The 24,818-nt window shown below is 44.7% G+C and carries 26 protein-coding genes and 1 pseudogene; 10 read left to right on the top strand and 17 right to left on the bottom strand.

From position 1 onward, the window contains the following. Positions 1–286: 286 nt before the first annotated feature. Positions 287–1,537 carry a hypothetical protein gene (locus tag ACGF63_RS14195; protein ID WP_387631569.1) on the bottom strand — a complete coding sequence of 417 codons (1,251 nt, stop codon included), beginning with the start codon at positions 1,535–1,537 and terminating at the stop codon, positions 287–289. Between the two features lie 585 nt (positions 1,538–2,122). Between ACGF63_RS14195 and ACGF63_RS14200 the strand changes: the two genes are divergently transcribed. Next, entirely contained in the window at positions 2,123–2,722 is a 600-nt protein-coding gene (locus ACGF63_RS14200; protein ID WP_152962056.1) for a lytic polysaccharide monooxygenase, read from the top strand. A gap of 83 nt (positions 2,723–2,805) precedes the next feature. Continuing rightward, positions 2,806–2,943: pseudogene (gene nadS, locus ACGF63_RS14205) on the top strand (NadS family protein); the annotation flags it as partial. Between the two features lie 89 nt (positions 2,944–3,032). On the opposite strand, the gene ACGF63_RS14210 reads toward nadS, so the two are convergent. The 8 genes from ACGF63_RS14210 to ACGF63_RS14245 form a co-directional block, all read right to left on the bottom strand. Then, positions 3,033–4,199, bottom strand: a complete 1,167-nt coding sequence (locus tag ACGF63_RS14210; RefSeq protein WP_387631572.1) for a glutathionylspermidine synthase family protein — start codon at positions 4,197–4,199, stop codon at positions 3,033–3,035. A 52-nt stretch (positions 4,200–4,251) separates the two neighbouring features. Further along, on the bottom strand, positions 4,252–5,163 hold the full coding sequence (locus tag ACGF63_RS14215; protein WP_036847153.1) for a DUF1190 domain-containing protein: 912 nt from the start codon (positions 5,161–5,163) through the stop codon (positions 4,252–4,254). Positions 5,164–5,175: 12 nt separating this feature from the next. Next, positions 5,176–5,613, bottom strand: coding sequence for a DUF350 domain-containing protein (locus ACGF63_RS14220; RefSeq protein ID WP_036847152.1), 438 nt, complete (start codon positions 5,611–5,613; stop codon positions 5,176–5,178). Next, complete coding sequence (locus ACGF63_RS14225; RefSeq protein ID WP_071992981.1) at positions 5,614–6,276, bottom strand: YjfK family protein; 663 nt, start codon at positions 6,274–6,276, stop codon at positions 5,614–5,616. A gap of 72 nt (positions 6,277–6,348) precedes the next feature. Beyond that, complete coding sequence (locus ACGF63_RS14230; protein WP_036847151.1) at positions 6,349–7,035, bottom strand: PspA/IM30 family protein; 687 nt, start codon at positions 7,033–7,035, stop codon at positions 6,349–6,351. Positions 7,036–7,054: 19 nt separating this feature from the next. Further along, on the bottom strand, positions 7,055–7,441 hold the full coding sequence (locus tag ACGF63_RS14235; protein ID WP_081738223.1) for a DUF2170 family protein: 387 nt from the start codon (positions 7,439–7,441) through the stop codon (positions 7,055–7,057). Between the two features lie 176 nt (positions 7,442–7,617). Then, positions 7,618–8,286 carry a LysE/ArgO family amino acid transporter gene (locus tag ACGF63_RS14240; protein ID WP_387631595.1) on the bottom strand — a complete coding sequence of 223 codons (669 nt, stop codon included), beginning with the start codon at positions 8,284–8,286 and terminating at the stop codon, positions 7,618–7,620. Continuing rightward, on the bottom strand, positions 8,219–8,413 hold the full coding sequence (locus tag ACGF63_RS14245; protein ID WP_036847149.1) for a hypothetical protein: 195 nt from the start codon (positions 8,411–8,413) through the stop codon (positions 8,219–8,221). Before ACGF63_RS14245 ends, ACGF63_RS14240 begins: the two co-directional genes overlap by 68 nt. Positions 8,414–8,651: 238 nt before the next feature. On the opposite strand from ACGF63_RS14245, the gene tus reads away from it, so the two are divergent. The 3 genes from tus (at position 8,652) to ACGF63_RS14260 (ending at position 10,460) form a co-directional block, all read left to right on the top strand. Further along, positions 8,652–9,578: a DNA replication terminus site-binding protein gene (gene tus, locus ACGF63_RS14250; RefSeq protein ID WP_036848305.1), complete on the top strand. Its 927-nt coding sequence runs from the start codon at positions 8,652–8,654 to the stop codon at positions 9,576–9,578. A 235-nt stretch (positions 9,579–9,813) separates the two neighbouring features. After that, entirely contained in the window at positions 9,814–10,059 is a 246-nt protein-coding gene (locus ACGF63_RS14255; protein ID WP_036847148.1) for a type II toxin-antitoxin system Phd/YefM family antitoxin, read from the top strand. Next, a complete protein-coding gene (locus tag ACGF63_RS14260) occupies positions 10,059–10,460 on the top strand; it encodes a type II toxin-antitoxin system VapC family toxin (protein WP_036847147.1) in 402 nt (133 codons plus the stop codon). Before ACGF63_RS14255 ends, ACGF63_RS14260 begins: the two co-directional genes overlap by 1 nt. Before the next feature lie 343 nt (positions 10,461–10,803). On the opposite strand, the gene fumC is transcribed toward ACGF63_RS14260, so the two are convergent. Beyond that, a complete protein-coding gene (gene fumC, locus ACGF63_RS14265) occupies positions 10,804–12,198 on the bottom strand; it encodes a class II fumarate hydratase (RefSeq protein WP_036848302.1) in 1,395 nt (464 codons plus the stop codon). A gap of 179 nt (positions 12,199–12,377) precedes the next feature. Between fumC and manA the strand changes: the two genes are divergently transcribed. The 5 genes from manA (at position 12,378) to ACGF63_RS14290 (ending at position 17,564) form a co-directional block, all read left to right on the top strand. Then, on the top strand, positions 12,378–13,553 hold the full coding sequence (manA, locus tag ACGF63_RS14270) for a mannose-6-phosphate isomerase (RefSeq protein ID WP_152962044.1): 1,176 nt from the start codon (positions 12,378–12,380) through the stop codon (positions 13,551–13,553). Positions 13,554–13,690: 137 nt separating this feature from the next. Further along, positions 13,691–15,241: a YdgA family protein gene (locus ACGF63_RS14275; protein WP_036847145.1), complete on the top strand. Its 1,551-nt coding sequence runs from the start codon at positions 13,691–13,693 to the stop codon at positions 15,239–15,241. Positions 15,242–15,318: 77 nt separating this feature from the next. Continuing rightward, positions 15,319–16,320, top strand: coding sequence for an adenosine deaminase (gene add / locus ACGF63_RS14280; RefSeq protein WP_152962043.1), 1,002 nt, complete (start codon positions 15,319–15,321; stop codon positions 16,318–16,320). A gap of 382 nt (positions 16,321–16,702) precedes the next feature. Next, positions 16,703–16,972 carry a hypothetical protein gene (locus ACGF63_RS14285; protein WP_036847143.1) on the top strand — a complete coding sequence of 90 codons (270 nt, stop codon included), beginning with the start codon at positions 16,703–16,705 and terminating at the stop codon, positions 16,970–16,972. Between the two features lie 190 nt (positions 16,973–17,162). Then, positions 17,163–17,564: a hypothetical protein gene (locus ACGF63_RS14290; RefSeq protein ID WP_162524077.1), complete on the top strand. Its 402-nt coding sequence runs from the start codon at positions 17,163–17,165 to the stop codon at positions 17,562–17,564. A gap of 164 nt (positions 17,565–17,728) precedes the next feature. Here the strand turns inward: ACGF63_RS14290 and ACGF63_RS14295 are convergent, their stop codons facing one another. From ACGF63_RS14295 to ACGF63_RS14325, 7 genes are all read right to left on the bottom strand, one after another. Then, the gene (locus ACGF63_RS14295; RefSeq protein WP_387631580.1) at positions 17,729–19,126 is read right to left on the bottom strand and encodes a VasL domain-containing protein; all 1,398 of its coding nucleotides are present in this window, start codon (positions 19,124–19,126) and stop codon (positions 17,729–17,731) included. A 72-nt stretch (positions 19,127–19,198) separates the two neighbouring features. Beyond that, positions 19,199–19,633 carry a type VI secretion system baseplate subunit TssE gene (gene tssE, locus ACGF63_RS14300; RefSeq protein WP_036847136.1) on the bottom strand — a complete coding sequence of 145 codons (435 nt, stop codon included), beginning with the start codon at positions 19,631–19,633 and terminating at the stop codon, positions 19,199–19,201. A 3-nt stretch (positions 19,634–19,636) separates the two neighbouring features. Beyond that, positions 19,637–20,173, bottom strand: a complete 537-nt coding sequence (tssJ, locus tag ACGF63_RS14305; RefSeq protein ID WP_152962041.1) for a type VI secretion system lipoprotein TssJ — start codon at positions 20,171–20,173, stop codon at positions 19,637–19,639. Beyond that, positions 20,154–21,230 carry a type VI secretion system baseplate subunit TssG gene (tssG, locus tag ACGF63_RS14310; RefSeq protein WP_152962040.1) on the bottom strand — a complete coding sequence of 359 codons (1,077 nt, stop codon included), beginning with the start codon at positions 21,228–21,230 and terminating at the stop codon, positions 20,154–20,156. The genes tssJ and tssG overlap by 20 nt, the downstream gene beginning before the upstream one ends. Then, positions 21,194–22,954: a type VI secretion system baseplate subunit TssF gene (gene tssF / locus ACGF63_RS14315; RefSeq protein ID WP_152962039.1), complete on the bottom strand. Its 1,761-nt coding sequence runs from the start codon at positions 22,952–22,954 to the stop codon at positions 21,194–21,196. Before tssF ends, tssG begins: the two co-directional genes overlap by 37 nt. A 58-nt stretch (positions 22,955–23,012) precedes the next feature. Further along, the gene (gene tssA, locus ACGF63_RS14320; protein ID WP_387631586.1) at positions 23,013–24,617 is read right to left on the bottom strand and encodes a type VI secretion system protein TssA; all 1,605 of its coding nucleotides are present in this window, start codon (positions 24,615–24,617) and stop codon (positions 23,013–23,015) included. Positions 24,618–24,620: 3 nt separating this feature from the next. After that, on the bottom strand, positions 24,621–24,818 hold a 198-nt coding region (locus ACGF63_RS14325), incomplete at its 5' end, for a hypothetical protein (RefSeq protein ID WP_387631589.1).

A 24,818-nucleotide genomic window follows, 5' to 3' on the forward strand; every position in this document is an offset into this window, starting at 1 on the left:
TTTAAACCGTAATATATTGGCCTATTACTCCAACTCATAAATTCAAGTGACATGTATTAATCTCAATAAAAAGGACATTAACACTGTTGAGTTATGTGTCTAGAAAATTGAAGATACACCAAATGAATTTCAGAAATAATCCCATCCAATATGGGAACAGAATGATACTGTTCCCATCTCTTACTTATTTCCATCCAAACAGTTAATACACGTTATTCACTTCAATGTATCGTTAAACATTACAGGATCATCACGATAAGCGTTGAGTTTATCTCTGACCCAAGAGTCAGGAATTGGCAGATTTCTCGATCCTGATATTCAACACATTCTGGTCACCAGAGTTTATCGTGATAGAGCTAGGCACAGAAACGACATAAACTGTTTTCGAGATGATAAAATTGCTGGCTTCAACGGTATAGGTACCTGGCTTGACAGGAACTGGCCACGTTGAACTTCCTGATATAATCTGGATTTGTTGTTCATAATCCATCTCTTCAGATGATAATCGGATTGATAATCCACCTTGTAGTACATCACCGGTTTCTATTGTTACTGTTAATTCAGGGAAATCGGTCGTATCTATATTGTCTATTGTGACTAAATTGGCAGTGTATTTAACATCAATTAGTTCATTTTGTAATTCCACTGGAAGAACGTTAAAAGTGTATATCTGGTTATTGAGGTTTACCGTGTCAATAACAATATTAACCACTCCGCTACTGTTTAATTTACGTAATTGAGTGGTTTCATTAACTTTAGTAGCGAAATTAGCAATCATGTCACCGTTTATCGCATCTAATACCGTGACGTTCAATATCTCATGTTCAAGCCCCGGAATATTATCAACGGTAAAATCAATGGAGCAGTAGTATTCAACTTGACCAAAGTCAACCGACGCTTCTGTCGTTTCGCCTGTAATAACCTCTATCGTAGCCGGAGTAACCAGCACTGGAGCCACCACAGTTAAATCTCCATTTTGCAGATCCGGAGCACTCAACGAATAGTCACCGGCCAAGATACTTTCCAGCTGAGTTGTGCCCATTACCATATTTGTTGATACTGAATATCCGCCTGCGTTAGTAACCAATACAGTAGGTTGAAGATTATCCAATGCAGGATCAGGTGATTCTGCACAGGTAATATTAACCGTGCCATTGATCTCTGGTGTACTGTCTGCGGCAAAAACAAAGGAATCAAGATATTTATTGGGATCTGTTGTCAGATCTCCATTGACACCAATGGTTATTGAATCTGAATCAATAAATATATATGGATTTGGGAAGGTTATTGTTACTGTTACAGAAAATGTATTGGCATCAATAGAGATATTTTGAACGTCAATATCCCAATTTTGCCATTCGGAAAATGATAGATTTATATAAGTTGGCAATATTTTAGCCGGAGAAAGAAAGTTAAAACTCAGATAGTTATCAATGTGAACCTGCTCTCCAGTATCATAATGTAAGTTATTGACAGTAATAGAGCCATAATAAGGTGTAGCACCAGGATCCACAACAGCATTATATAAAATACTCACTATAACCTCTTCTATATATCAAAATTGAAATAATATCCCTTGGAATTGCAAGGACTGCTTTTCCCCTAATAGAAAGCGAATAAATTAGCTTTCTGAGTAGAAATTGATAATTCAATTGGCACTGATTAAATTAAAAAGAGAAAATTAATATGGTATAAAGTTTAACTTTACTAAACTAATATATTTTTTATATATTTTTACGATATAATTTAATATTTTAATCAATCTATATCATTATTCCATATCGATAGTTTTTACCATTCAGATTATCTGCATAAGAATAGACTTCCAAAAATACATCACCATAACTATAAGTAAGTGTTTTTAAGTTAATAAATGCTACCAAAACGCACAGATTGCTTATAGCATGAACCATGTCAAATAAATTAGGAAAATCATATCCTTTTATATTATAAAAAATAATAACAGGCACATTTTAGACAAACTTTCAATAGCTTAATGTAATTAGATTATTAATCAATTTATGAAATGGATAATCATATTATATTCACCTAAAATGAATGATTAAGTCCCGGGGCTTTATTTGTCATAGATAAATCATCCTGTCTGATGGAGGACACTATTATGTATAAACATAAAGTGAGAAATATGACTTTAGCCACTACAATAATTGCCGCTTTGTTTAATGGTGCCTGGGCTCATGGTTATATTGATAGTCCAGGAAGTCGTGCATTCCTTTGTTCTGCTCAGGGAAATAAACAAAATACGGATTGTGGGTTGGTTAAATATGAACCTCAGTCTCTTGAAGCTAAAAAAGGCTTCCCACAAGCAGGTCCAGAAGATGGTCACATTGCCAGCGCTGGCATTGGTCACTTTGGGGAGTTGGATGTCCAAACAGAAGATCGCTGGAAAAAAATCCCTATTACTACCGGTAATATTGAGTTCAAATGGGAAATTGTCATTCAACACAAAACTGCGAGCTGGGAATATTTTATTACCAAACCAAACTGGGATCCCAATAAGCCTTTAACCAGAGAGCAATTTAATAGTACACCTTTCTGTTTTGAGGATTACCAGGAGAAAATGCCAGGGAATCAAGTTATTAATAAATGTACCTTACCAGAAGGATATCAAGGTTATCACGTTATACTGGGTGTTTGGACTGTCGCAGATACTCTTAACGCATTTTATCAAGTCATTGATACAACAATTAATCCTGCCTGATATTTAGTACATATTATATAATAATTTGGGAACAGCAGGGTGCTGTTCCTTTTAAGAGAGCATAAAAAAGTGTGAGGTGTAGCATGAGTTTTTTTGACGAGTTGAAAGCATCCCTCGAAGAAGCAGTTGCAATTAAACAAGGTAATAAAGCCGCAGAGCGTGTGACTCGATACGAAGTTGCCGACGTTAAAGCTATCCGTGCTCAACTGAATATTTCACAGCTTAGCTATCATCCAAGACAATCCTAATTTCTATAAGGCTCTGGCTACGCATTGATTAGCAGTTGTGTCTCCAAGCACAACACCTGTAATCAGCCCAAAATAATATGAGGCACGCATAACGATGTATCCTTCGTGATTAAGCCAACATCTTCTCTCACCGATAAACCAGCCGGTCTGTCATTAATGAGCCAGCTACCAATAAGAACGTGGTTATCACCGAACTTTGGCAATGGGGTATATTGTTGTACGATATAACCTTCTTCCCCATAAGGCCCACCGACTTTCTCAATTATCTTGCCATCTTTGTGAATACTGATATTTGATCCTTCACGGCTAAATATTGGCTTTATTACGTAATGGGTCAGGCGTTTAGCTTTTGGGTCATCAGCAAAGTAAGATTCAAGCAGGTTTGGATGTTCTGGGAACATTTCCCAAAGCAACGGTAAGATTGATTTGTTCGAGGTGATGCACTTCCACATTGGCTCAAGCCAGTTAACGCCAGCAGTTGCCAGGTGTTGAGCATACTCTTCGCGAAACATGAACTCCCACGGGTAGAGTTTGAATATAGAGTCGATGATCTTACGATTGTTGTCCGTAAACTTACCGCATTCACTCAGGCCAATATCTTCAACATAGACAAATTCTGTGTGAATACCGGCATCTTTGGCACAATCAGCCATGTACTCAACCGTCCCCCTGTCCTCTTCTGTATCCTTGCAACATGCAAAGTGAAGTGTGTTGAATGGCAGGAGCGGTTTAAGTTCATAGAAGCGATCCACAAGCAACTCTTGTAATAAGTTGAACTGGTCCGCGGAACGTGGCACTTCGCCACGGTCAACTTTGTCTTCCAGCCACAGCCAGCTAAAGAAGCCAAGTTCATAGATCGAAGTCGGCGTATCCGAGTTGAACTCTAATAATTTCGCCGGATTTTTACCGTCGTAGGCAAAATCGAGTCGGCTATAAAGGCTCGGATCCTGGCGTTCCCAGGATTTACGAACCAACGGCCACATTGTCTCTGGAATTTGGAATTTAGCCATCAGTTTGTCGCTGCTAACCACTCGCTCTACCGCTTGCAGGCTCAACAGGTGGATTTCTTCCGTCGGATCTTCGATGTGTTCCTCAATCTGCCTGAGAGTGAACTGATAGTAACGGTCTTCCGTCCAGTACGGTTCATCATCAATTGTGTGGAAACCAAAACCAAATTCTTTTGCACGCACTTTCCAATCATGGCGTGGTGTTGTTGGGATCTGTAGCATTACTTTGACCTCCCGATACTTCTTGTCATCCTGAATTAGATGTCAAAGCTGATTAACCACCCCAGCTTGATCTGGCTGAGGATGTTGAGCCAAAACCACCTTTAGACTTGGTGGTTGCAATGGGTTTATTGTAGTCAGGGAACCGGATGAAACCGTCCTTAGAGCGAGTTGAAGAGCTGATACCAGCGCCACCGTAATAGCCTGTTTCAGATTGCTGTTCCCTCTCACGATTTAGGCGTTCTCTATACATTCTTTCCCTATACACATTATCTCTGTTCTTGAGCAATTCAGATGCAATATAAGCAGTCCCTATAGTGCCTAGCGTCGAGTTCATACCCGCAGAGGCATTTGCTGTTCCCGGAGAGATTTCTTGCTTAGTTGGCAAGCGGACGGTTGCCAATGGATGCAAATAACGCGGGTTCATTTCGAACTGGATATTGTCCATATCTGAGTAAGAGCCAATCACCTTACCATCAGCGAAAAACAGATTGCCGTACAGGTCGCTATAGCTTGATGTTGAAGTGAATATGGGTTGGTAGAATACATTGCGATATTTGTCAGAAATGTTGTGCTCATTGAAATGCTCAGGCTTTACATCCGCCATCATGAAGGCAGCCATCTTTGGCCGGTAACCAAGCTTGCCCGGCATTTCTTCACACTCGCCGTACTCAAGTTTGCACATGGCTTCTTGTCTGAACTTCTGCGATGTCCGATCTGCTTCACGCAATGCGGCTTTATACGTGGTTTCACATTCAGCAACAATCGTATTCTGTGGATCGTTTTGACAAGCTGCCAGGTCCTTGTAGAGCTTGATTGACAGTTCATCCGTCGATTGACCACAGCCCACTATCGAACCAACACTGAGCGCTAGCGAAGTAAGTGAAAAAGTACGCCAATATTTACGCTTACTTTCAATGTTGATGCCGGTGCTGCGCATTCTGCGCTTTTTATTCTCGTTCGTCATACAACCTCTGAATTAGTAAGTCATACAAGCTGCGTTTAGAAGGCCAACAGAGATTGAAACTGAGGCCAGAACGACAGCGGCAGGGATCTCATTGTTTTCAATGCGAGATACAATTTTTGGCATCATAAATATACGAACGATGAAGAAACCAGCAATTTGCGCCAGTAGTGCAACAACACCCCACATCACGAAATCAGTCACGCCTACCGAATTGCTTGCTGCACTTGCAATTGCGATGGTATAACCTACCATAGCGCCACCTAGCGATACTGCGGCTGCCATGTTCTTTTCTTCCTTGATCAACTTCCATTCATCCTGTGGAGTAACCATTACATAGATGAATTTGAATACAATGAAGAAAACAAGCGCCAGACCAAAACACAATCCAAAGTTGGTTATGCTGTTAATAAATTGAGTTAAAGCCTGTTCTTCATTTGCGAGTGTAATCATTTATGCCACCACTTTAAAATCTGTTTGGTTAAGTTGAATACCGGTGCTTTTTACCATCAGCCTGTCTAAGCTGCTGCCTACAATCTTCTCTTCACCTACAATCAACAGCTCTTCTGTTCTGTTATCTGAAACCTGGCGAGTGTAAAGCATCATGAATTGGTCAGTTTCAGTAACGGTACCGTTCTGATGGTAGGTTTTCTCAGTAACAACGACGGGTTTCGTGTTGTCCCACAACCGGGAAAACTTGGTACCGTCGAGGTCATATTGCCCGTTTGGTGTAACGATACCGCTTTCAATCAGCGCATCCCACTGAGTTTGGACGTCGATCGGTTTGGTTTCGTAGAAGTACCAAAGACTCACCTCTCTCACCCCATCATCACTCGCGTTTTCTTGAAGCACCTGGAGGTAACCTTCATCATCGGTGTAGTAGCGAACCAAACGTACGTTATCGCCAAGATCGACAACACCGACGGAGCATATAAGCTGAGTTGAAGCAGCGTTTTCGATGGTAAGGTCAGACTCGATCAGTTTTAGTATAAGCGGGTCTATCTCAAGTGCACCGCCAATACGCAAACCCAATACTTCCGGTACCTTCGGACCCATTGGCATCACTTCCTTGCCGTTAAATGCTCTCTTAAACGCCTTAGCGATTTTGGAAAACATAGAAATATCCTTTGAATTTATAGAAGAAGATCCTGCTTAAGAAGCAGGATCTTGATTTAACAATCAGGAGGATTACTTGCCAAGAATACGGGCAAGTTCATCTTCTGCGGACGCGGAATTTGAGGTAATGCCCGCCTCTTTAAGCTTTCTGTCCAAGTCGCTTGAAGTAGCGCTATCGTGAAGCTCTTGTTGAGCCTCAAACTGAGCCGCTTTCTCGGCCTGACGCGCTTTAATGCGTTCAAGCGAATCAAGAGCAGTAGATGTTTTTGACGACGCGCCGATTACAGAGTTATGGGTTGCAGCCTGTGCTTTCTGTACTTGTTCTGTCGCCTTAACAAGGTCAACCTGATTCTCAAGCTGAGACACTTTTTCTTTAGCTTCTTGCACAGTACGGCGGTGGGTAGCTTCAGTCGCCTTGAAAGCGTCCAGCTGTGATTGTCCTGTTTCCAGTTCGCCACGTAGGTTCGCAACTTTCTGAGCACATTCCAGAGCAAGCCCATTGTCACCTTTATTAGCAGCGGAGCGAGCGTGCCCTTCGTATTCAACGATGCTGGTTTTGAGAGCTGAAACCTTTTGCTCTGCCATTTTGCGTTTAGCGATAATACTAATCAGGCTGTCATCAGCACGGCGGATTTCTGTTTTGGCTTCACGAATTTCCTGATCAAGAATCGTCAATGCATTCCCGTCAGCCACCGTTTCTACCGCATTATTCACAGTACCTTTGATTGCTTTGAAAAGCTTCTTCCATACACTACTCATTGATATTTACCTTATACTGTTATTTCAGAAACTCAGAATATGCATCAAGAAGTTCATTGATATTAGCGAATAACATAGAGACTTCGATAACAACACTCTCTACTTTTGATTCCGAAGACAGGGCACCAAAAGCGGTATAGTAAGATTGACCATCTACTTCGGTAATTCCAACAGAGGTCAGAGGGATCATCTTATGCGTTTCTAAAATGAACTTATTTAAGGCAGAAGTATCCGAAACATGTTTTTCCGAAAATATTAACGCTTCTACTGTGATTTGTTTTCCACAAATTGCCAGATGCGCCTTAACACCATCTTCATTAGTAATGACAAGACACTCACCTGTTTGCTCTACAGTCCAGTTGTTGTCAGACTTTTTAAGAGCGGTAATTACTTGATTTAATTCCAAGCTATCTACTCCAATAATTTGCGGGGTTTCCAGTAACAATCCATATGTTACGTTCAAGTGATTATAAATTTAGCACTTATTCACTTTAATTTTAACAATTATTGCGTTTAAATAAATAGTAGATCACTTAAGGAATTCAATTTAGTTTGGTTTGAGAGATTTGAACTTTTGTCAACTCAACCACTGAAAGTACGCAATACCAGCCAACAAGCCGTAATGAACAGGATGACAGCAACAACACATTCCATAATGCAACGCTGCCAGGGTTTCGATATGCAGGCCGAAAACCAACGTGAGCTATAAGCCAGGCCGTAGAACCATATGGCCGAGGCCGCAAGCGCGCCCGCCACAAACAAAATCCGATGATTGGCCGGGTAAGGCGCTGCCGTTGATCCCAAGATGACAACAGTTTCCAGCAGCGCTAAAGGATTTAGGAAAGAAAGACCAAGCCCCCGTTTCACCATGTTGAAGGGACGGGTATTTTGTTGCTCGCCAAGGGAAACAATCGCCCCACCCTCGTTCATAGCCCGGCGCCCCGCCTGGAACGTCAGAAATAGCAGGAACATTACGGTGAGTAACGTCAAAGACACCGTAATTCCCCGATTTAATGCAATGATACTTCCAACACCCAACGCACCTGTGATAATCAGGATTACATCGCAAATCACGAAAACTGAAGCGAGCAAACCAACCCGGTCGTTCAACAAGCCAACCCTGAGGATTTCCATGTTTTGAGGGCCAATCGAAACAACAAGCCCTAAGCAAAGAAGAAAACCATTAACTAATGCTAACATAATCTTTCCAAAGTCGTGTTTCGATATTACCCGGTATGCCAAGATTTGCATTGCTGGGTGCATCATCAGGCAGGTTTTCACGAACATCGATAAAACCGGATAATTGTTCATTAATTTTTAACTGTTTCGTCGAGCTTGTTCGTAAATGCTCAGTATCCTCAATTATCAGACTGTTCATAATATTGGCCTTAAAAACACGTTGATACAGTAAATTAACTTGCGGGCAAGTCGCGATGGTACTCCTAAGCATAGGATAAGGAATGTGATTGCACTACTAATGTCATCACAATTATTAAGTAAATTTTTAGTGTTGTAAGGATATTCAGATGTAGACCTTGGAATACGACTGAGGAGCTTGATGTTTGTGTTTTTTGTTCTATAATCAAAAGTATGTTGTAACTAATTTTGTTATTTATATGAGTAAATACTTATCAATTGAAGATTTGAATCGTTGTTTTCACCAGCAAGAAAACAAATTGAGACAGCTACGTGAACTCCTTCACAGCTATTCTTTACTGGCCGCTCATGTGTTTGTTCTGCCTGATGTGGAAAAAGGCAGCGAACATGATCCAATAACAGAAATAACCGTTAATGGAATTTCAGGTAATGAAGCATTAGATTTAGGTTTAAGCCATTATCAGAGGCTGTTTATACACCACAATAATCAAAATATTAGCAGCAAAGCGGCTGTTCGCTTGCCCGGTGTATTATGTTTTTCTGTGGATCAACCGCAATATCACGCTGCTTTAAATTTGATTGAGGAGGTTAATAAGTTAAAAGCAGAACTTGAACACATCGTCACGGTGCAATCAGGTGTGAATAAAGAGCAGCGGTTTGAGTTTGTTCATAATCAATTACATGGGTTGATTACACTAAACGCTTACAGAACAATCACTCCCCTTCTCAATCCTGATTCAGTTCGTTTTGGTTGGGCAAATAAAAACATCATTAATAAAGTCACAAAAAATCAAATTTTGGCGCGTTTGGAGAAAAGCTACAATTCAGGGCGTGCTGTTTCCCCCTATTCCCGGGAACAATGGGCAGAATTTATTGCCAAAGAAATTACCGATATAAAAAAATTGCCGGATGATGTGATTTTAAAAATAAAACGTCCAGTAAAAGTACAACCTATTGCACGGGTCTGGTATACAGAGCAGCAAAAGCAAGTGCAATATGCCTGCCCTCTTCCATTAATTGCGTTTTATGTTAACTGTGGCGGAAACCCGCCAAAGCTCGGCGAATTACCTGATTATGACACCAATGCAATAGTACATCGCTATAAACCCAAAGCTAAACCCTTGGAATTGGTTATTCCAAGACTGCATTTATATCGTGAGATTTAGTACATGACTGTTATTTGACCTATATAGGGGTTTGTGGCGTAACGGAACAGTAAACGCCGTTAAGTAGTCAATTTAAATAGCCAAAACTGGTAAAATTAAACTGTTACTCCTGATTGAATTATTTGTTCTCACCCTCCGAGTCTGACTATGGTAAGCATCAATAATTAGTCTAACCAAATTGACCAGACCAACAAAAATGGTATACTTAAAAGTGTGTATAACAAGAGGTCATTTTATGGAAAAGATTAACATCTACGACGCGAAAACTAACCTGTCCAAAATTGTCCAGGAAGTCGCTCGCACTGGTGAACCAGTGATGATCGCTAAGAATGGTCATACACTGGTTAAAGTCATTGCATACAGAGAAGATAAACCGAAGCGCAAGCTGGGGTTCCTCAAAGGCAAAGGTAGCATTCCCGCCAATTTTGACGATATGAACAGCACCGAAATTGTTGATATGTTTGAAGGAAAATACTCTTAATGGATTTGCTGTTAGATACCAATATTTTGCTGTTCATGGCATATGAACCGCAAAAACTGAAAGGCGATATTGTTGATCTGCTTGAAGATACTGACAAAACTCTTTATTTTAGTGCGGCGTCAATATGGGAAGTGGTCATTAAACGCAATCTGAACAAAGCTGATTTTTCTGTCGATCCCGAACAGTTCAGGGACGGACTGTTTGAGGCTGGTTTGATTGAAATCCCCATAAAAAGCGAGCATACGCTTGTTGTAAGCGATTTACCTGAAAAACTACATAAAGACCCGTTTGATCGGTTAATTGTCGCTCAGGCGAAGCATATCAAAATTCCACTAATCACAAGTGATAGAAAGCTGATAGATTTTGTCAGTGATTACATAACCGTGATCCCTAACAAATAGCCAAAATAAGTATAGCCAACTTGGCCACCGTAAATGAGGTGGCTAAGAATGCAAATCCACGATGTAACTTAGCCGCTTGATTTTTGGCTATTTAAAATGACCGCTTAACGGCGTTTACTGTTCCGTTACTCCTCAACCCCTAGCATGGCGTTATATCGTGATCCTATACCGGCTCATACGTTCGAAATATGTAGAATCAGCGTGAATACACGGGCACGATCAAACGCCTTGATTTTGGTATTGATTCCCGACTGGCAAAAACAAAAGTTACCTAGGGCTACCTTAAAGATGAATAAAGTAAAAACCGGAACACAAGGCTCCGGTTCAAATAGCTAAACAGCGATTACTTCAAGCTGCCAACCATATCTTCAGGACGAACCCACTCATCAAACTCAGCTTCTGTCAGATAACCCAGTTTCATTGCAGATTGTTTCAAAGTCAGCCCTTCTTTATGCGCTTTCTTGGCAATTTCTGCGGCTTTGTCATAACCGATATGGGTATTCAGCGCCGTGACCAGCATCAGCGATTCATTCAGCAACTGCGTAATACGATCGCGGTTAGGCTCAATACCTACAGCGCAATGCCCATTGAAGCTGCGCATACCATCAGCCAGCAGGCGAACAGATTGCAGGAAGTTATCAATAACCATCGGACGGAACACGTTCAACTCAAAGTTGCCAGACGCACCACCAATATTGATAGCAACATCATTACCCATCACTTGGGCGCAAAGCATAGTGACCGCTTCACACTGAGTCGGGTTAACTTTGCCCGGCATGATTGAGCTGCCTGGCTCGTTTTCAGGAATTGAAATTTCACCGATGCCACAACGAGGGCCAGAAGCCAACCAGCGAACGTCGTTGGCAATTTTCATCATGGATGCAGCCAGACCTTTCAATGCACCGTGAGAATGAACCAGAGCATCACAGGTAGCCAGTGCTTCAAATTTATTTGGTGCGGTAACAAATGGATGGCGGGTAAATTCAGCCAGCTTTTTAGCAACACGCACAGCATATTCAGGATGGGTATTCAGACCAGTACCAACAGCCGTTCCGCCCAATGCCAGTTCACAAACATGTGGAATACTGTCTTCGATGTGTTTCAGGTTATGCGTCAACATAGCCACCCAACCCGAAATTTCCTGACCAAGGGTCAATGGCGTCGCGTCTTGCAGGTGAGTACGACCAATTTTAACAATATCCTTATAAGCTTCAGCTTTATCAGCCAATGTTTTTTGTAATACTTTCAGCTCAGGGATAAGGTGCTCACGCAGTGCGATAACGGCGGCAACATGCATTGCTGTTGGGAAAACGTCGTTCGAACTCTGGCTCTTATTCACATCATCATTAGGATGGATAAGGCGTTCACCGCCCCGCACCCCGCCAAGGATCTCGCTACCACGGTTCGCCAACACTTCGTTCATATTCATGTTACTTTGTGTTCCGGAACCGGTCTGCCAGATAGCAAGAGGAAATTCTGTTGGATGTTTACCTTCCAGCACTTCTTTCGCGGCAGCGATAATTGCGTCACCACGTTCTTTCGGCAGAAGGCCCAAATCCATATTCACACTGGCCGCAGCCTGTTTGGTCAACGCAAGAGCATGGATCAATGCAACAGGCATTTTCTCCTGCGAAATGCGGAAATGCTCCAGTGAACGTTGAGTTTGCGCTCCCCATAATTGGTCAGCAGGTACTTCGATAGGCCCCATTGAGTCTTTTTCAATGCGAGTGGCTGCCATTATTACTATCTCCTTAACACACAGAATAATCGAATATGCATAACCAGCCTTTGCAGATAAACTGATTGGCATTCCACTATCATGCCACATATTAGTTCCTGATTATGCCGACCAAGTCGTGTTTATCGTATTGTGGCATGAAGGAAATAGATTGATTTTTTAAAAAGAGAGCAACGACCATGTTGAAGATGATAAATCAAATCCAACACTATTCATGGGGGTGTAAAACCGCCCTGACTCATATTTATGGTGTTGAAAATCCAGATGATCTGCCAATGGCTGAATTATGGATGGGTGCCCATCCTAAAAGCAGTTCGATTGTGGTAGATCCCGAAACGGGAAAACCAGTTGCTTTAAATGAATTAATAGCCAGTGATCCGGAAAAATATCTGGGGAAAAAGGTTTCGGATAGATTTCACCGTTTACCGTTCTTATTTAAAGTGTTGTGCGCAGCTCAACCTCTCTCTATTCAGGTTCACCCTGATAAAATATCCGCCGAAGAAGGTTTTACCAAAGAGAATAGCGCCGGTATTCCACTGGACTCACCTGAAAGAAATTACAAAGATGATAACCATAAGCCCGAATTGGTTTATGCCCTGACGCCTTTTCGGGCAATGAATGGGTTCCGTCCATTAAACGAAATCACGCAATTATTGGAAGTGGTTACCGCTGCGCATCCCAAGATTCAGTTTTTCATTCAGAAACCAGACGAACAGAATCTTGCATTTTTATTTTCCCAATTACTCCATATGAGAGGTAAACAAAAACAGCTGGCGCTTGGTGTATTAAAATCAGCATTAAACAGCCGTATTGGCGAACCGTGGGATACCATTAAAAAAATGACGGAGTTTTATCCTGACGACAATGGCCTGTTTACCCCACTTTTACTCAATGTTATTGAACTTGAACCCGGCCAGGCGATGTTTTTATGCGCCCGTACACCTCACGCTTATCTGGAAGGTGTTGCCCTTGAGGTTATGGCAAATTCAGATAATGTCCTGCGGGCGGGTTTGACCAATAAACATATGGATATTCCTGAGTTAATGGCAAACCTTGATTTTGTATCAAAACCAATAAACACATTATTAACCCTGCCAAAACAACAAAAAACAGTGCAAAACTTCCCTGTTCCTGTCAATGATTTCGCATTTTCTGTTTATTCTTTATCAGAACAGCCAATTATTCTTGAAAATGATTCAGCATCGATTGTTTTTTGTATTGAAGGTCAAACAGTTATACAATCTGGAGAACACCAATTAAACATTTTCCCAGGTGAATCAGTATTTATCTCTGCGGCAGAAAAAGTTGTGATTATTCACGGTGATGGTTTTACCGCCCGGGTTTTTAATCAATAATGCGGATCTGGGTTTAAAGCTTAATTCATAGGCTGTTAAAACGCGACGTAAATTCCAAGCGGTGTTAACGGCCATTTTTATAGGAAGAGAGTGCATATTTACCTGCTAGATATGCACTAAGAGGATAGATTTACATTATGAAAAAATCGTTAGTGGCAGTAGGCGTTATTGTTGCCTTGAGTGCAGCCTGGACTGGGGCTTCATGGTATACAGGTAAACAAATCGAACAACGTATCGGCCAATCAGTTTCCCACGCAACTGCTGAATTGGAAAAAGCATTCCCTGAAACGGGTCTGGTACTACAGAGTAAAGATTTCCATCGCGGGATATTCAGTTCTGATGTGCGGCTTGTCTTGACGGTTAAAGATGGCGTTAAAAACGCAGAAATCAAGCCAGGTGAAGAGATTTCAATTAAGTCTGTGATTGATCACGGTCCTTTCCCGCTGGCACAAGTGAAGAAATTGACACTTATTCCTAGCATGGCTTCCGTTCATTCCGAACTGGAAAATAACAAAGCGTTAAAACCACTATTCGAAGTGACTAAGGGAAAATCCCTGTTCGCTGCTGATTCCCGTGTTAGTTATAGCGGTTCTGTTATTTCCGATGTGGATATCATCCCCGTCGATTTTGAACAAAATGGTGCTAAATTCAATTTTTCCGGTGCCAAATTGACTTCAGATCTCAGTCGTGATCTGAAAGAGGTATTACTGGCAATAAAGAGTGACCAACTAACCATCAATAAAAACAACGAAAATTTCGTTGTTAAAGGAATTGATTTAAACCTGTCCAACAAAAAAGGCAAATTTGATATCTATATTGGTGATCAAAACATCAACATTCGGGAAATCAGCCTGAAAGGGATCGGCAATGAAGATATGGTTCTTTCCGGTGTTAAGATAAATTCAAACATCGGTGAAGACGAAACTAATCTGAAAGGGAAAGTCACTTATAGCTTAGACAGCCTCAAACTGAAAAATACCGATTTCGGTTCAGGGAAATTTGCTATTACAGCGGATCGTCTGGATGGTGAATCTGTTCGTAAGTTTACCCAAGCATATAATGATGCTACCGCTAAATCCCTCGCATCCGGTGATCTCTCTTCCGATGCTACAAACGCGGCCATTATTGACGCCGTTTTTTCTAACTTTCCTATCCTGCTGAAAAACAATCCACAATTTGGTATCGAGCCACTGACCTGGAAAAATACCAAAGGTGAAAGTAGCATCAATTACAAAGTAAGCCTGAAAAACTTACCAAAAGATAAAAGCAATCTGTCTTCAATGAAAACAGAAGACGCTATCCGCACTTTAATTCAGGATATGTCTTTGAATGTCACCTTACCAAAACCCATGATGACTGAGTTCGCAACCCAAGCAAGGATGATGAATGGTATGGATAAAGCGAAAGCTGAAGATGATGCGGCAAAACAGATAGAACAGTTTGAACAATTCGGCCAACTGTTTAAAATCACCACTGTTGATAAAGATGCCATCAGCATTAAATTTAACTATGCAGACGGTAATGTCGAAATGAACGGTAAGAAAATGCCCTTACATCAGTTCATGTCTGAATATAATTTAGCCGACTCTTCTGATGATGAGGCAACGCCAGAGCAAATAATGCCAGAAAGCGATACTCACAATAGTAAAAAGGTACAAATAGAAGGTACTGTGAAGCCTGCGCAATAAAACGGCTATAAACGCTTTTGTTAAATTGCCAGTCAACCAATTTGACTGGCTTTTTTATATAAAAAAGGACCTGGAATATGATTGACATACAGCTCCCGCTGACAGATTTACACCGCCATCTTGACGGAAATATCCGGCCAGAGACCATTTTAGATCTTGCCCGCCAGCATAATATCCAACTTCCGGCTAATAACCTGGAATCACTGCTTCCCCACGTGCAAATTATTGGCCATGAACCCGATCTCGTCAGCTTTTTGCAAAAATTGGATTGGGGAGTGGCAGTGCTAGCTAATTTGGATGCCTGTCGTCGTGTTGCCATCGAGAATGTTGAAGATGCTGTCAATGCCGGGTTGGATTATGCCGAGTTACGTTTCTCCCCTTATTACATGGCAATGAAGCATCAATTGCCGGTTGAGGGAGTTGTTGAGGCTGTTATTGATGGTATCCATTCTGCCCGTCAAAATAACGATATTGATATTCGTCTTATCGGTATTCTGAGCAGAACGTTTGGTGAACAAGCCTGTACTCAAGAATTGGCGGGTTTGCTGGCTCATCACCAGCATATTACCGCACTGGATCTGGCGGGTGATGAATTAGGCTTCCCCGGCCATCTTTTCCAGTCTCATTTTACCAAAGCCCGTGATACCGGCTGGCAAATAACCGTCCATGCCGGTGAAGCAGCTGGCGCTGAAAGTATCTGGCAGGCTATTCGTGAATTAGGAGCAACGCGGATTGGTCATGGTGTAAAAGCGATTACCGATCCGGCTCTGATGGATTATTTGGTTGAAAACCGTATCGGTATTGAATCCTGTTTAACCTCAAACCTTCAAACCAGCACTGTTAATTCTTTATTGGACCATCCACTGAAACAATTCCTGGAAAAAGGCATTCTTGCTTCCATTAATACAGATGATCCAGCCGTTGAAGGTATCGAAATTCGCCATGAATATGAAGTTGCCGCCCCTGCCGCAGGTTTATCTATTGCTCAAATTCGCCAAGCTCAAATTAATGGGCTGGAAATCGCTTTTATCAGTGATGCAGAAAAACAGGCATTAAGAATGAAAGCAGCAAACCGTTAAACATATAAACAGTTCAGGAATGGGGTTTCCATTCCTGATTAGGGTTATTGACTTGAAGTAATCTAACGCTCAATAAAATCAGGTACCAGACTGAATGTACAAGCGATAAACTTTTTCTCATTATTCATTTTAGAATCTTAGAAAATATATCGAATTATTTAAATACAACTTTAACCAACTTATTTGTCATATTTTTAGCATAAATCATATTAATACCCAAACCCTCGAAAGCTAAAATACTAAACAAAACACCCTGCCAACGTTCTCTTCACCGGGTGATGGTGAATCTCATTTACTATCGTGTTGCATTTGTGTCCTTATGGTCTTATTCTTATCTTTAGAGGTAATCAATCGACTGTCTTATGTTTTAGAGGATGAAATAATGACTTCACTTGCAATGAATACACTTACAGCAGTTAAAGCACTCAAAGCATCGGGTTTTAACGATGAGCAGTCTGAAAAAATCGTTGAAGTTATTGCAGAACTGCAAAACACAAGCGCCGCCACCAAAGCAGATCTGACAGCTGCTACCGAAAGCATTAAAACCGATATTAATACTATAAAAACAGATTTAGATTGGATGAAAAAACTGATATTAGCCGTTGGTATTGCTGTTGTCATCGCGGCATTGAAATATATCTTTATCGGTTAAAGATGGCAAGAGTATGCGAATAGTATAGTAATAGAAAAATTTCAGCACAACGACTATTTTAGTGCTCATTATGTAGAATCCGTCGGGGCTAAAAACTACATACGCTACAGGCCTAAGTGGTTGCATGATCCATAGAGGAGGAGCAAGAGTGGGGCTATATATGGTTTTTAAATATGACAGGTTCGAAACTATGAAAAATCTATTTGTTATTATGATGCTCCTCTCCGCAATAGCCGGATGTTCCGATAAAAACAATCAAAACAGGCTAATTCAAACGAAAGAAGGGTTAAAGTATGAATTTTTATCCGGTGACAAATTTATCTTAACTCAAGCGTGTACAGATCAAATTGATTATTTAGGATCACATAATGGAATGAATAATGAGTTATCAGTCGTAATGAAAAAAGATAAACCCTGTTTTCCTCGATTTAATGCTCTAATCAATAAAAACATTGGAACCCAAATGACAGTATCATTCAACGGTATTCCTATGTTCACAACGACTATTCAAACCTCTTTATCTCCTTCGTTTAGAATGGGGGCAAATGATAAAAAACAAGCCATTAGTATTGTGAACACATTAAAAAATTAGATTGGTTGCTCTAATCTGACAGAGAGGTTTCCTGATAGTTGAGGCGTTACAACCATCCCCTACAGGAAGGATATCTTGTAACACCCGGCATTCCATTTCCGAGCCAAACAAAATGGGCAGTCATCAGCCCACTCATACAGTTTGCGTGTTCATTTTATCACCAATTAATAAAGTGCCCCCCGGTTTTTTATGCTCTCCATGAGCAGTGCATAACGATTGAGTAATTGATTAAAACGGGTGTTAATTTGCTGACACAATGCCGGGGAGACCGTGCCACTTTTTTGTTGTTCGGCCAGTTGACGCAGCAACTCTTCCAAGGGCGGTGTACTGAGCAACGGCTGCCGGATGCCAAACACCATCGATTTCAGTTCAGAACCGGTGAGATAACGACCACGTTTTTCATCCAAAGCGTCGAGTCGTTCAGCCAGTTGTTGCAGACGTAATTTCGCCAGATGGTAATTTTCCAGCGCCTGCATCGGTAATGCATTGGCTTCACGCTGGTGTAACCACCCATTGTTCATCTCCTGCACCGTTTGGCTGGCCGGCCATAATGTTCGCAGTTGATGTAATAGCTGCGCCCCATACGTCAATCGCCACAACACAGGCAAGGCATCCAAACTTGCCAGTTGTGCCCGACTGGCCGCCAATGTTTCCTCCTGCAACTGATTCAGCAACACTGCGTTGTCCGGGTGGCGTAACTCGGCAAGTTGTGCGGGGAGCAAGGTCCGCGGCAAAGGCTGCGTGGTTACTTGCAATGCCTGCGCCAGCGGCGGCGCCTGTCGCATACCTTTTACCCACCCAATACCGGTCACTGTCAGCGCACATAACACAACACCCGCCACAAAACCGTGCCCGACTTTCCAACGAGAGGAGGTTAAAGCCCGGACCACTTTAATCTGCGGTTGTACGGACGACATGGTTTCCTGTGCCACATACATCAGTTGTGGCTGAGATTGTTCTGCGGACACCAAAATAGTCGTGTCCTCAATAGACGATACAGAGGCAGGAGACAGGGATACCGCCCCCTTTTCCTGCGCCAGACTCTCCAATCGCCGCGCACTGTTGTGAAACTGTACCCGGAGGTTGTCGAGTTTACTCACATGTTTCAGTTCCAGACGTTGAAGAACTTCGCACAGATGCGCCAGCCCCTTTTCTGTACGATAAATCAGCGGCAGGTCGATATAAGAGAAAACACAGGTCCGCAATACCTGTTGCAGACGGACAACCAACCAGGCAAATATCTCAACCCGCACATGAGTCGGTTGAGGCCAGAATTGTGACCACTGATGGCTCACTAACCCGTCAATCAGTGCCAATCCTTCATCAATACCGGCTAATCCGGCACGCTGTGCGCGGGCCAATGTGTACCAGGCCGCACTTTGCAACTCGACGCCATTTAAGCGAAATAATGTTAGACACAGCTGCTCAACCCTGGCCCAGTCAACATCTGGCCGGGCCGGATGGCTCAGTTTGCTCATTTCTTCTTTCAGTGCACTAAATTCAGGCAGTGCACGCGGGTCATCCCCCGTATGTACGGTGTAACCGGATGAGATTGCGGCCATAACATGTAGCCTCTGTTGCGTGATTAATACAGGCCAGAAAGGCAACCCCAAATAGCCTGATGAAACAAAAAATTAATCTATCCGCCCTTGCTGACGTAAATGGCGGATCAAGACTTGCCCTTCCGGCACAAACTCCGTGCTAAAACGCACCAATCCCACGCCTTTCAATTCCGCCTTGATGTCATAACGCAGATGTGCCGGTTCAAGCTGCGGCAGTAATGTCACCCTGATCTGCTTCAAACGCGGTTCATAAGTCAACAGCGTCTGTTCGATAGTCGTGACCAAACGCTGTGATGAGGCCGGTAACGCTTGCAGGATGGTGTTGAGATCAGGCAGGCCATAATCCGGTAAATGGGCGAGCGAACCCGCACGACTGTTGAGGATGCGTTGCATATTGTTCAACACCGATAAAATCACCTGATCCCGCGGGCTAATCTGATCGATATCCAGCCCCCCGTTAAAGTGACGTGTCAACATTTCGTAAAGTGAGGGTCTCAACTGTTTCATCGGTTACTCCTTCATCGGATCCAGTGTCAATGTGCCGTTACCCAATTCGATAGTGCGCGGTTTATCTGCCACCAGTTCATCACGCCTGATCACCCGTCGCCAATCATTATTAGTGACATCCGGTGTATGGAACATGCCCACCACCGCCACAAACCGCGCCGCCTTTTCCATCGGCATATCCAGCGCCACACTGCCCCCCGGTGCCACTCGGATATCCCGCTGGGCCAGCCTGTCCGCCTTGAGTGCCTCACTGTCACCACTCAACAGGTCGGCGTAACTGGCGCGTTCAAAGGCTTTGTTGTCTTTCAACTGATAGACACGCACCACCGTACTGAGCGGGGTTTGCGCATCATTGGTGTTGAGCGCACTGCGAGCATTAAAATCCAGATGCAGTGTCTTCACCTGCTTATAGAAAATGGATTGAGTCATGGAGACCGTGCCGTCGGTCATCGTCTGTGTCAGACCACACCCCGCTAACCCTGCGGCCGCCAGCCACACCATGCTCCCCATCAGGACGGATTTAAAATTGATAACCGCCATTTTCGGCCTCCCGATATTGATACTCAGACAATAACCCCTGATAGTGACCCAGATTGATTGTCACCCTGCCTGAAACAGCCTGTCCGCCCGGTTTTAACCCCAGTACACCTGTGCGCCCTAACCGAACACGCTGTTTTCCCAACTGAGCCGGCGGCAATAACCGTTTAGGTAACGTAAGATGTAATCGCACACCGCAACGCCAGCCCAGATAAACCCGCAATAGCACCAACAGATCGGTATGCAGTTCTCTCTGCGGTAACCAACCCTGAGCCTCTTCAGCATCATCAGTATAAAGCGCCAGTACCATCTGACTGTTAACATCCGTCCCCATCTTCCCCAACACCGGACGTTGAGAGAGCTGAACCGGATGGTGACGGTTCAAACGAGCCGGTTGCATCAGCCGCACCCGCCGGCGATCATGCGGAGTGACTTTCGCCTGCGTCAACGGTGCCAACAGCCTGACCAACTCAATCACCCCTTCGGCGGTCCGGGTTGGCAACCGCATGGTGCCGAGCAGGGCAAGAAAGCGAGAAACCGGTGTCGCAACCTGTTGCTGACTCCCCGGTATGCCTAAACCAATCAGTCCAAGCAAGCACTGTGATGTCTCATCTTTTCCCCCGGGCTGATAAGTGGCCGGATAGGAATATTTACGCCAGATGCGGTAATACTGGGTCATCATCCGATGATTAAAAATATCCAAAAAGTCTGTCACACCTTCATAGCCTTCACACCGCAGGACAATATCGTCCAGATAAACCGTCGGGAGCGGTGAATCCACACCGTACAGGCCCAGAAACGTGGTACGCACTGTCGGGGGCTGCTCCTGTTGTGTCTCATCCCATTCGGCATTTCTCAGCTCACTGGCGGGAAAATCCGTCCCGGGATGCGGCCGGAAACGGACCGGATCATCATCAGGGGAAAGGGTACTGCCCAGAGGCGGACGCTCATCCCGCCGACTTTCCAGCAACTGGCAGAAACGATAAAAGTTAAAACCAGAAATGTCTGGCGCCAGTTGCTGGACTAACCGGGAATACGCGGACTGTGATTCTCTTTCCATCGCAAACATGTCTCCGAAGGTTGCAGGATCAGGGTCAACTGATTAAACAGATGAATATCGCTATACAGCGAAAAGAAACGGTTCAGCATCTCACCGAACAAAAAAATATCGCCCTCGCCGGAAAAACCGCTACGGTTAAGGACAATCTCAATATCAACACCCCGGAGCAAAAAGCCTTTCTCAAAACGCTGGATCATGCTGTGTTTCACCCCAACAATGGCATCCAGACGACGGCAGTTCATCTCGTCATCAGTCCAGTTATAAAGCCCCAACGTCCCGCGCAGCACTTCCGGGTTATCCATCATACTGAGAAAGTTGGAGCCGAGATGACTGAGTATCCGCCAGTGGAAACGGTCGTTCGCCGGGGGATAACAAGGCAGCGTGGGTGAGCAAAGGTTTCTTACCCGCAGTTTGCCACCGGGGGATTGCAAGGTCTGTTCGAGTTGCGCATCCCGCAATGCCTGGCGGGGTAACTGGCCGTTGGTGCCCGTGATACGCAGCGATAACGTTTCATCATTAATCTCCGGATCATTTTCAAACGATTCACCGCCGAGGATCAGCCAGGTATCATGCAAACCGGAAGGACTCGCACTGACACGCGTGTGATAGTAACGTTCCGGCGCGGTGCTGCGCATGATCCCGCCCCGATGGCGAAAGCTGCTAAACGGCACAAAACGTTGGGCTTCACCCCGCCCGGAAGAGAGCACGTCATCCACTGAGTAAATTTCGGTGTGACCATCCTGAATACGCATCGGACGCAGTAAATACTCCTGTTGCAGCCGCGAAATGGGCATCGGATCCGCTTCAACATTAAACAGGTTGATCACCGGGACACAATGCAACCGGATATTCTCCGCCGAAAAGGGCAACTCAAACGGCCACAGTTCACTCAGTACGATATCCAGTTCAAACCACGGCGTACCGGCAGGAATATGCAATGTTTCTAGTCCATTGAGGGCCACAAACATAAACTTTTCACGGAAAGTAAAATATTCCATCAACAATTGATAACCACTGAACGCATTTTCCCCTTTGGGCCATAGCACATCGTCGTTATCAAACCCCATCGGTGAGAAAAAGCCCTCAAAATAGCGACGCTCCATCCCGGACAAACGTACATACATGTGCTGAGTTTGCCGGGTCAGCGCCAGATGCAGTGCAAAACTCACCGGACTGCCCGCTTTGAGGTACAAGGGCAGTCGCGTCAAATCAACTTTATTCCAATCCGCCAGTTGACCGCAGTCAAAACGCAGACGGATCACTGAACGTCCATCGATTTCATTTTGCAACGTGGCCGAAGTGATGTGCAGCGGCGTGATGCACATATCACGGGTAGTACGGTAGTAGCATCGTGTCTGACTCGGTCCCACAGGCTGCGATACCACCTCAAACCCTTTGGCAATACTTTCACTTCTTGGCAAATCCTGATAATCCGGTGCCAGTTCCACAATGGAAAGTGAGGGAATAGTGCGCATATAATGCGGCCACAACAGGCTAACCAGCCCTTCCGTCAACTCCGGCAAACTGTCGTCGAGTTTCTGACGCATCCGGCCCATCAGGAAAGCGAAGCCTTCGAGTAACCGCTCCACATAGGGATCGAGATCCCGTTCGTCATCCAGATTAAGCATGGCGGCCCGATCCGGGTGCGCTGATGCAAACTCTTTACCTGCCTCACGCAGATAACGCATTTCCGCCTCGTAATAGCGGAGAATTAAATCATCCATCGCATTGTTCTCTTGATTGTTACAAAAATTCGGAAGAAGGGAGCCTATACCCGTAAAATCAGCCACATAGCACAACCGCCCGGACCGGATCAATCGCCACCAAGCCCGCAAACAGAGTCTCCATGCGCTGGGCCATCCGCCCCTTATCGTGTTCACTGCGCTGGGCTTTCATCCGCAGCAACTTCAGCAGGCACGCTTTCACCTCAAACATCAGTTCCGGCTCCCATTCATCAAGACGGAGTGGCTCATCGGCATTCAGCCCGGTCAACAGATGCAGAGCGATTTCATTTTTACCGTACTGCTCCGCCACGCGCGCCATCAACAGACGCTGTAACCAACGGTGACGTGCCCCATTGATGCCCGGCAGTTGCCCCAACCACGACAACGCGGCATCAATGCCTTCGCTGTCCGCCAGTTGCAGCGCTTCCGGCTCCAACGCTAAAATGTCATCATCGCGCCGGGGTTGGGCCGGCGAATGCGCAAACGACCAGTCCTCCTTAACATTATGAATCTGTTGGGTTATCCAGCCGGCAGTCACTTCATCAGCAAACGGGCTCCCATCGTCATATGCCAGGTTTTCCAGCCCCGGTAACCGTTCAAGCAATATTCTCAGGTCCTGTTTAATGATCTCTCCCCAACCTTCATAGCCGCCGCCTGGCTGACTCAAGGCCTGACAGAGATACCACTGTAAATCGAGCCAAAAATGATTAACCCCTTCCGCAAACATCCGCTCGGCCTGTTCCAACAGTTCATGCCAGCTTTGTTGCCGGTAGAGCCGTTTTAACAAGGCCCGATATTCCTTACGGGGCGATAGCAGACGGGTACGCCCATCGCCATCCTGTGGCGGTAACTGATGCACGGTATCCCAGCGCACACTGCGCATCAGCCGAGCGGAAGAGAGCCAGCCCTGAGGCTGTTCACGCAGATAGCGCGCCAGTTCACGTGTCCGTTCCAGCAAGTCACGCCCGGATTGCACCGGATTCCATACCGGCGATCCCCTCGGGGTCGAGGTGGACGGGTTGCTTTGCATCAACGGTAACGGTGTCTGAGCGGTCGTTTGTGGCACCACCGCTGCCATCCCCCCCGACTGCGCCAGCCGGGTTTCCAGTATGCCCGCCAATCCGGTCAGCGAGGGACGAACATCCTCATCCCAGGTAGCAAACACCTGTTCCAGTAACGCCAGCGACGCCAGAATGTGTTCGAAATCAATCCGATTGACTTCAGGATAAAGCGACAGACTGTCCTGCATTTTTCCTCCCGTCAGCCACTCCAGCGCGGCTTTACGACTGCCCGCCCGACAAGGTAGCAACGCTTCACCAAAACGTTCGACCAATGCAGCCAACAACGCCAGCCCTTCTGCCAAACCACGTTCGCCCTCCTGGTGCAGACGCGCCCACACATAATAAGTCGCCACGCGGACATCTTTACATTCCGTGGTCAGCAGCTTTTGCGCCAGTTCACCGATAAGTGCGGTATCAATACCACTGAGTTTATTGACCTCTTCACGCATACGTTGAAAATCGTCGTTATAGGCCGGATCATCACCCGTGGGCGCTTCTGGACTGATGGGGAATAACCAGTTTTCCCACAATGCCGTACTTTCTCGCGCTTCGGCCAACACATCACGCCCGGCAAAGCCGTTTGCTATCAGTTGTTGCAGCATGGTTTATTCCTCTTTCACACTGAATATCTGGGTCGGCAACCGGAACCCTTTCAGGGCCAGCAACGCCAGCGGACCTTTCCCGACTTCGGTACGTAATACCCAGGTCAGCGGCAATCCGTCCGCCCCAGTCAATGTCAGCCGGTAACGACTGCTGTCCAGCGCAGTCACCTTCGCCTGCGCTAACCACCGCATTAACCCCCA

It is taken from the genome of Photorhabdus sp. RM322S (genome assembly GCF_042879395.1).
Lineage (GTDB): Bacteria > Pseudomonadota > Gammaproteobacteria > Enterobacterales > Enterobacteriaceae > Photorhabdus > Photorhabdus khanii.

Excerpts from the sequence above, each read along its gene's own strand:
- ACGF63_RS14200 (WP_152962056.1), top strand. The coding sequence starts at position 2,123 with ATGTATAAACATAAAGTGAGAAATATGACTTTAGCCACTACAATAATT.
- ACGF63_RS14210 (WP_387631572.1), bottom strand. The coding sequence starts at position 4,199 with ATGCTACAGATCCCAACAACACCACGCCATGATTGGAAAGTGCGTGCA.
- ACGF63_RS14215 (WP_036847153.1), bottom strand. The coding sequence starts at position 5,163 with ATGACGAACGAGAATAAAAAGCGCAGAATGCGCAGCACCGGCATCAAC.
- ACGF63_RS14220 (WP_036847152.1), bottom strand. The coding sequence starts at position 5,613 with ATGATTACACTCGCAAATGAAGAACAGGCTTTAACTCAATTTATTAAC.
- ACGF63_RS14225 (WP_071992981.1), bottom strand. The coding sequence starts at position 6,276 with ATGTTTTCCAAAATCGCTAAGGCGTTTAAGAGAGCATTTAACGGCAAG.
- ACGF63_RS14230 (WP_036847151.1), bottom strand. The coding sequence starts at position 7,035 with ATGAGTAGTGTATGGAAGAAGCTTTTCAAAGCAATCAAAGGTACTGTG.
- ACGF63_RS14240 (WP_387631595.1), bottom strand. The coding sequence starts at position 8,286 with ATGCAAATCTTGGCATACCGGGTAATATCGAAACACGACTTTGGAAAG.
- ACGF63_RS14245 (WP_036847149.1), bottom strand. The coding sequence starts at position 8,413 with ATGAACAGTCTGATAATTGAGGATACTGAGCATTTACGAACAAGCTCG.
- tus (WP_036848305.1), top strand. The coding sequence starts at position 8,652 with ATGAGTAAATACTTATCAATTGAAGATTTGAATCGTTGTTTTCACCAG.
- ACGF63_RS14255 (WP_036847148.1), top strand. The coding sequence starts at position 9,814 with ATGGAAAAGATTAACATCTACGACGCGAAAACTAACCTGTCCAAAATT.
- ACGF63_RS14260 (WP_036847147.1), top strand. The coding sequence starts at position 10,059 with ATGGATTTGCTGTTAGATACCAATATTTTGCTGTTCATGGCATATGAA.
- fumC (WP_036848302.1), bottom strand. The coding sequence starts at position 12,198 with ATGGCAGCCACTCGCATTGAAAAAGACTCAATGGGGCCTATCGAAGTA.
- manA (WP_152962044.1), top strand. The coding sequence starts at position 12,378 with ATGTTGAAGATGATAAATCAAATCCAACACTATTCATGGGGGTGTAAA.
- ACGF63_RS14275 (WP_036847145.1), top strand. The coding sequence starts at position 13,691 with ATGAAAAAATCGTTAGTGGCAGTAGGCGTTATTGTTGCCTTGAGTGCA.
- add (WP_152962043.1), top strand. The coding sequence starts at position 15,319 with ATGATTGACATACAGCTCCCGCTGACAGATTTACACCGCCATCTTGAC.
- ACGF63_RS14285 (WP_036847143.1), top strand. The coding sequence starts at position 16,703 with ATGACTTCACTTGCAATGAATACACTTACAGCAGTTAAAGCACTCAAA.
- ACGF63_RS14290 (WP_162524077.1), top strand. The coding sequence starts at position 17,163 with ATGAAAAATCTATTTGTTATTATGATGCTCCTCTCCGCAATAGCCGGA.
- ACGF63_RS14295 (WP_387631580.1), bottom strand. The coding sequence starts at position 19,126 with ATGGCCGCAATCTCATCCGGTTACACCGTACATACGGGGGATGACCCG.
- tssE (WP_036847136.1), bottom strand. The coding sequence starts at position 19,633 with ATGAAACAGTTGAGACCCTCACTTTACGAAATGTTGACACGTCACTTT.
- tssJ (WP_152962041.1), bottom strand. The coding sequence starts at position 20,173 with ATGGCGGTTATCAATTTTAAATCCGTCCTGATGGGGAGCATGGTGTGG.
- tssG (WP_152962040.1), bottom strand. The coding sequence starts at position 21,230 with ATGGAAAGAGAATCACAGTCCGCGTATTCCCGGTTAGTCCAGCAACTG.
- tssF (WP_152962039.1), bottom strand. The coding sequence starts at position 22,954 with ATGGATGATTTAATTCTCCGCTATTACGAGGCGGAAATGCGTTATCTG.
- tssA (WP_387631586.1), bottom strand. The coding sequence starts at position 24,617 with ATGCTGCAACAACTGATAGCAAACGGCTTTGCCGGGCGTGATGTGTTG.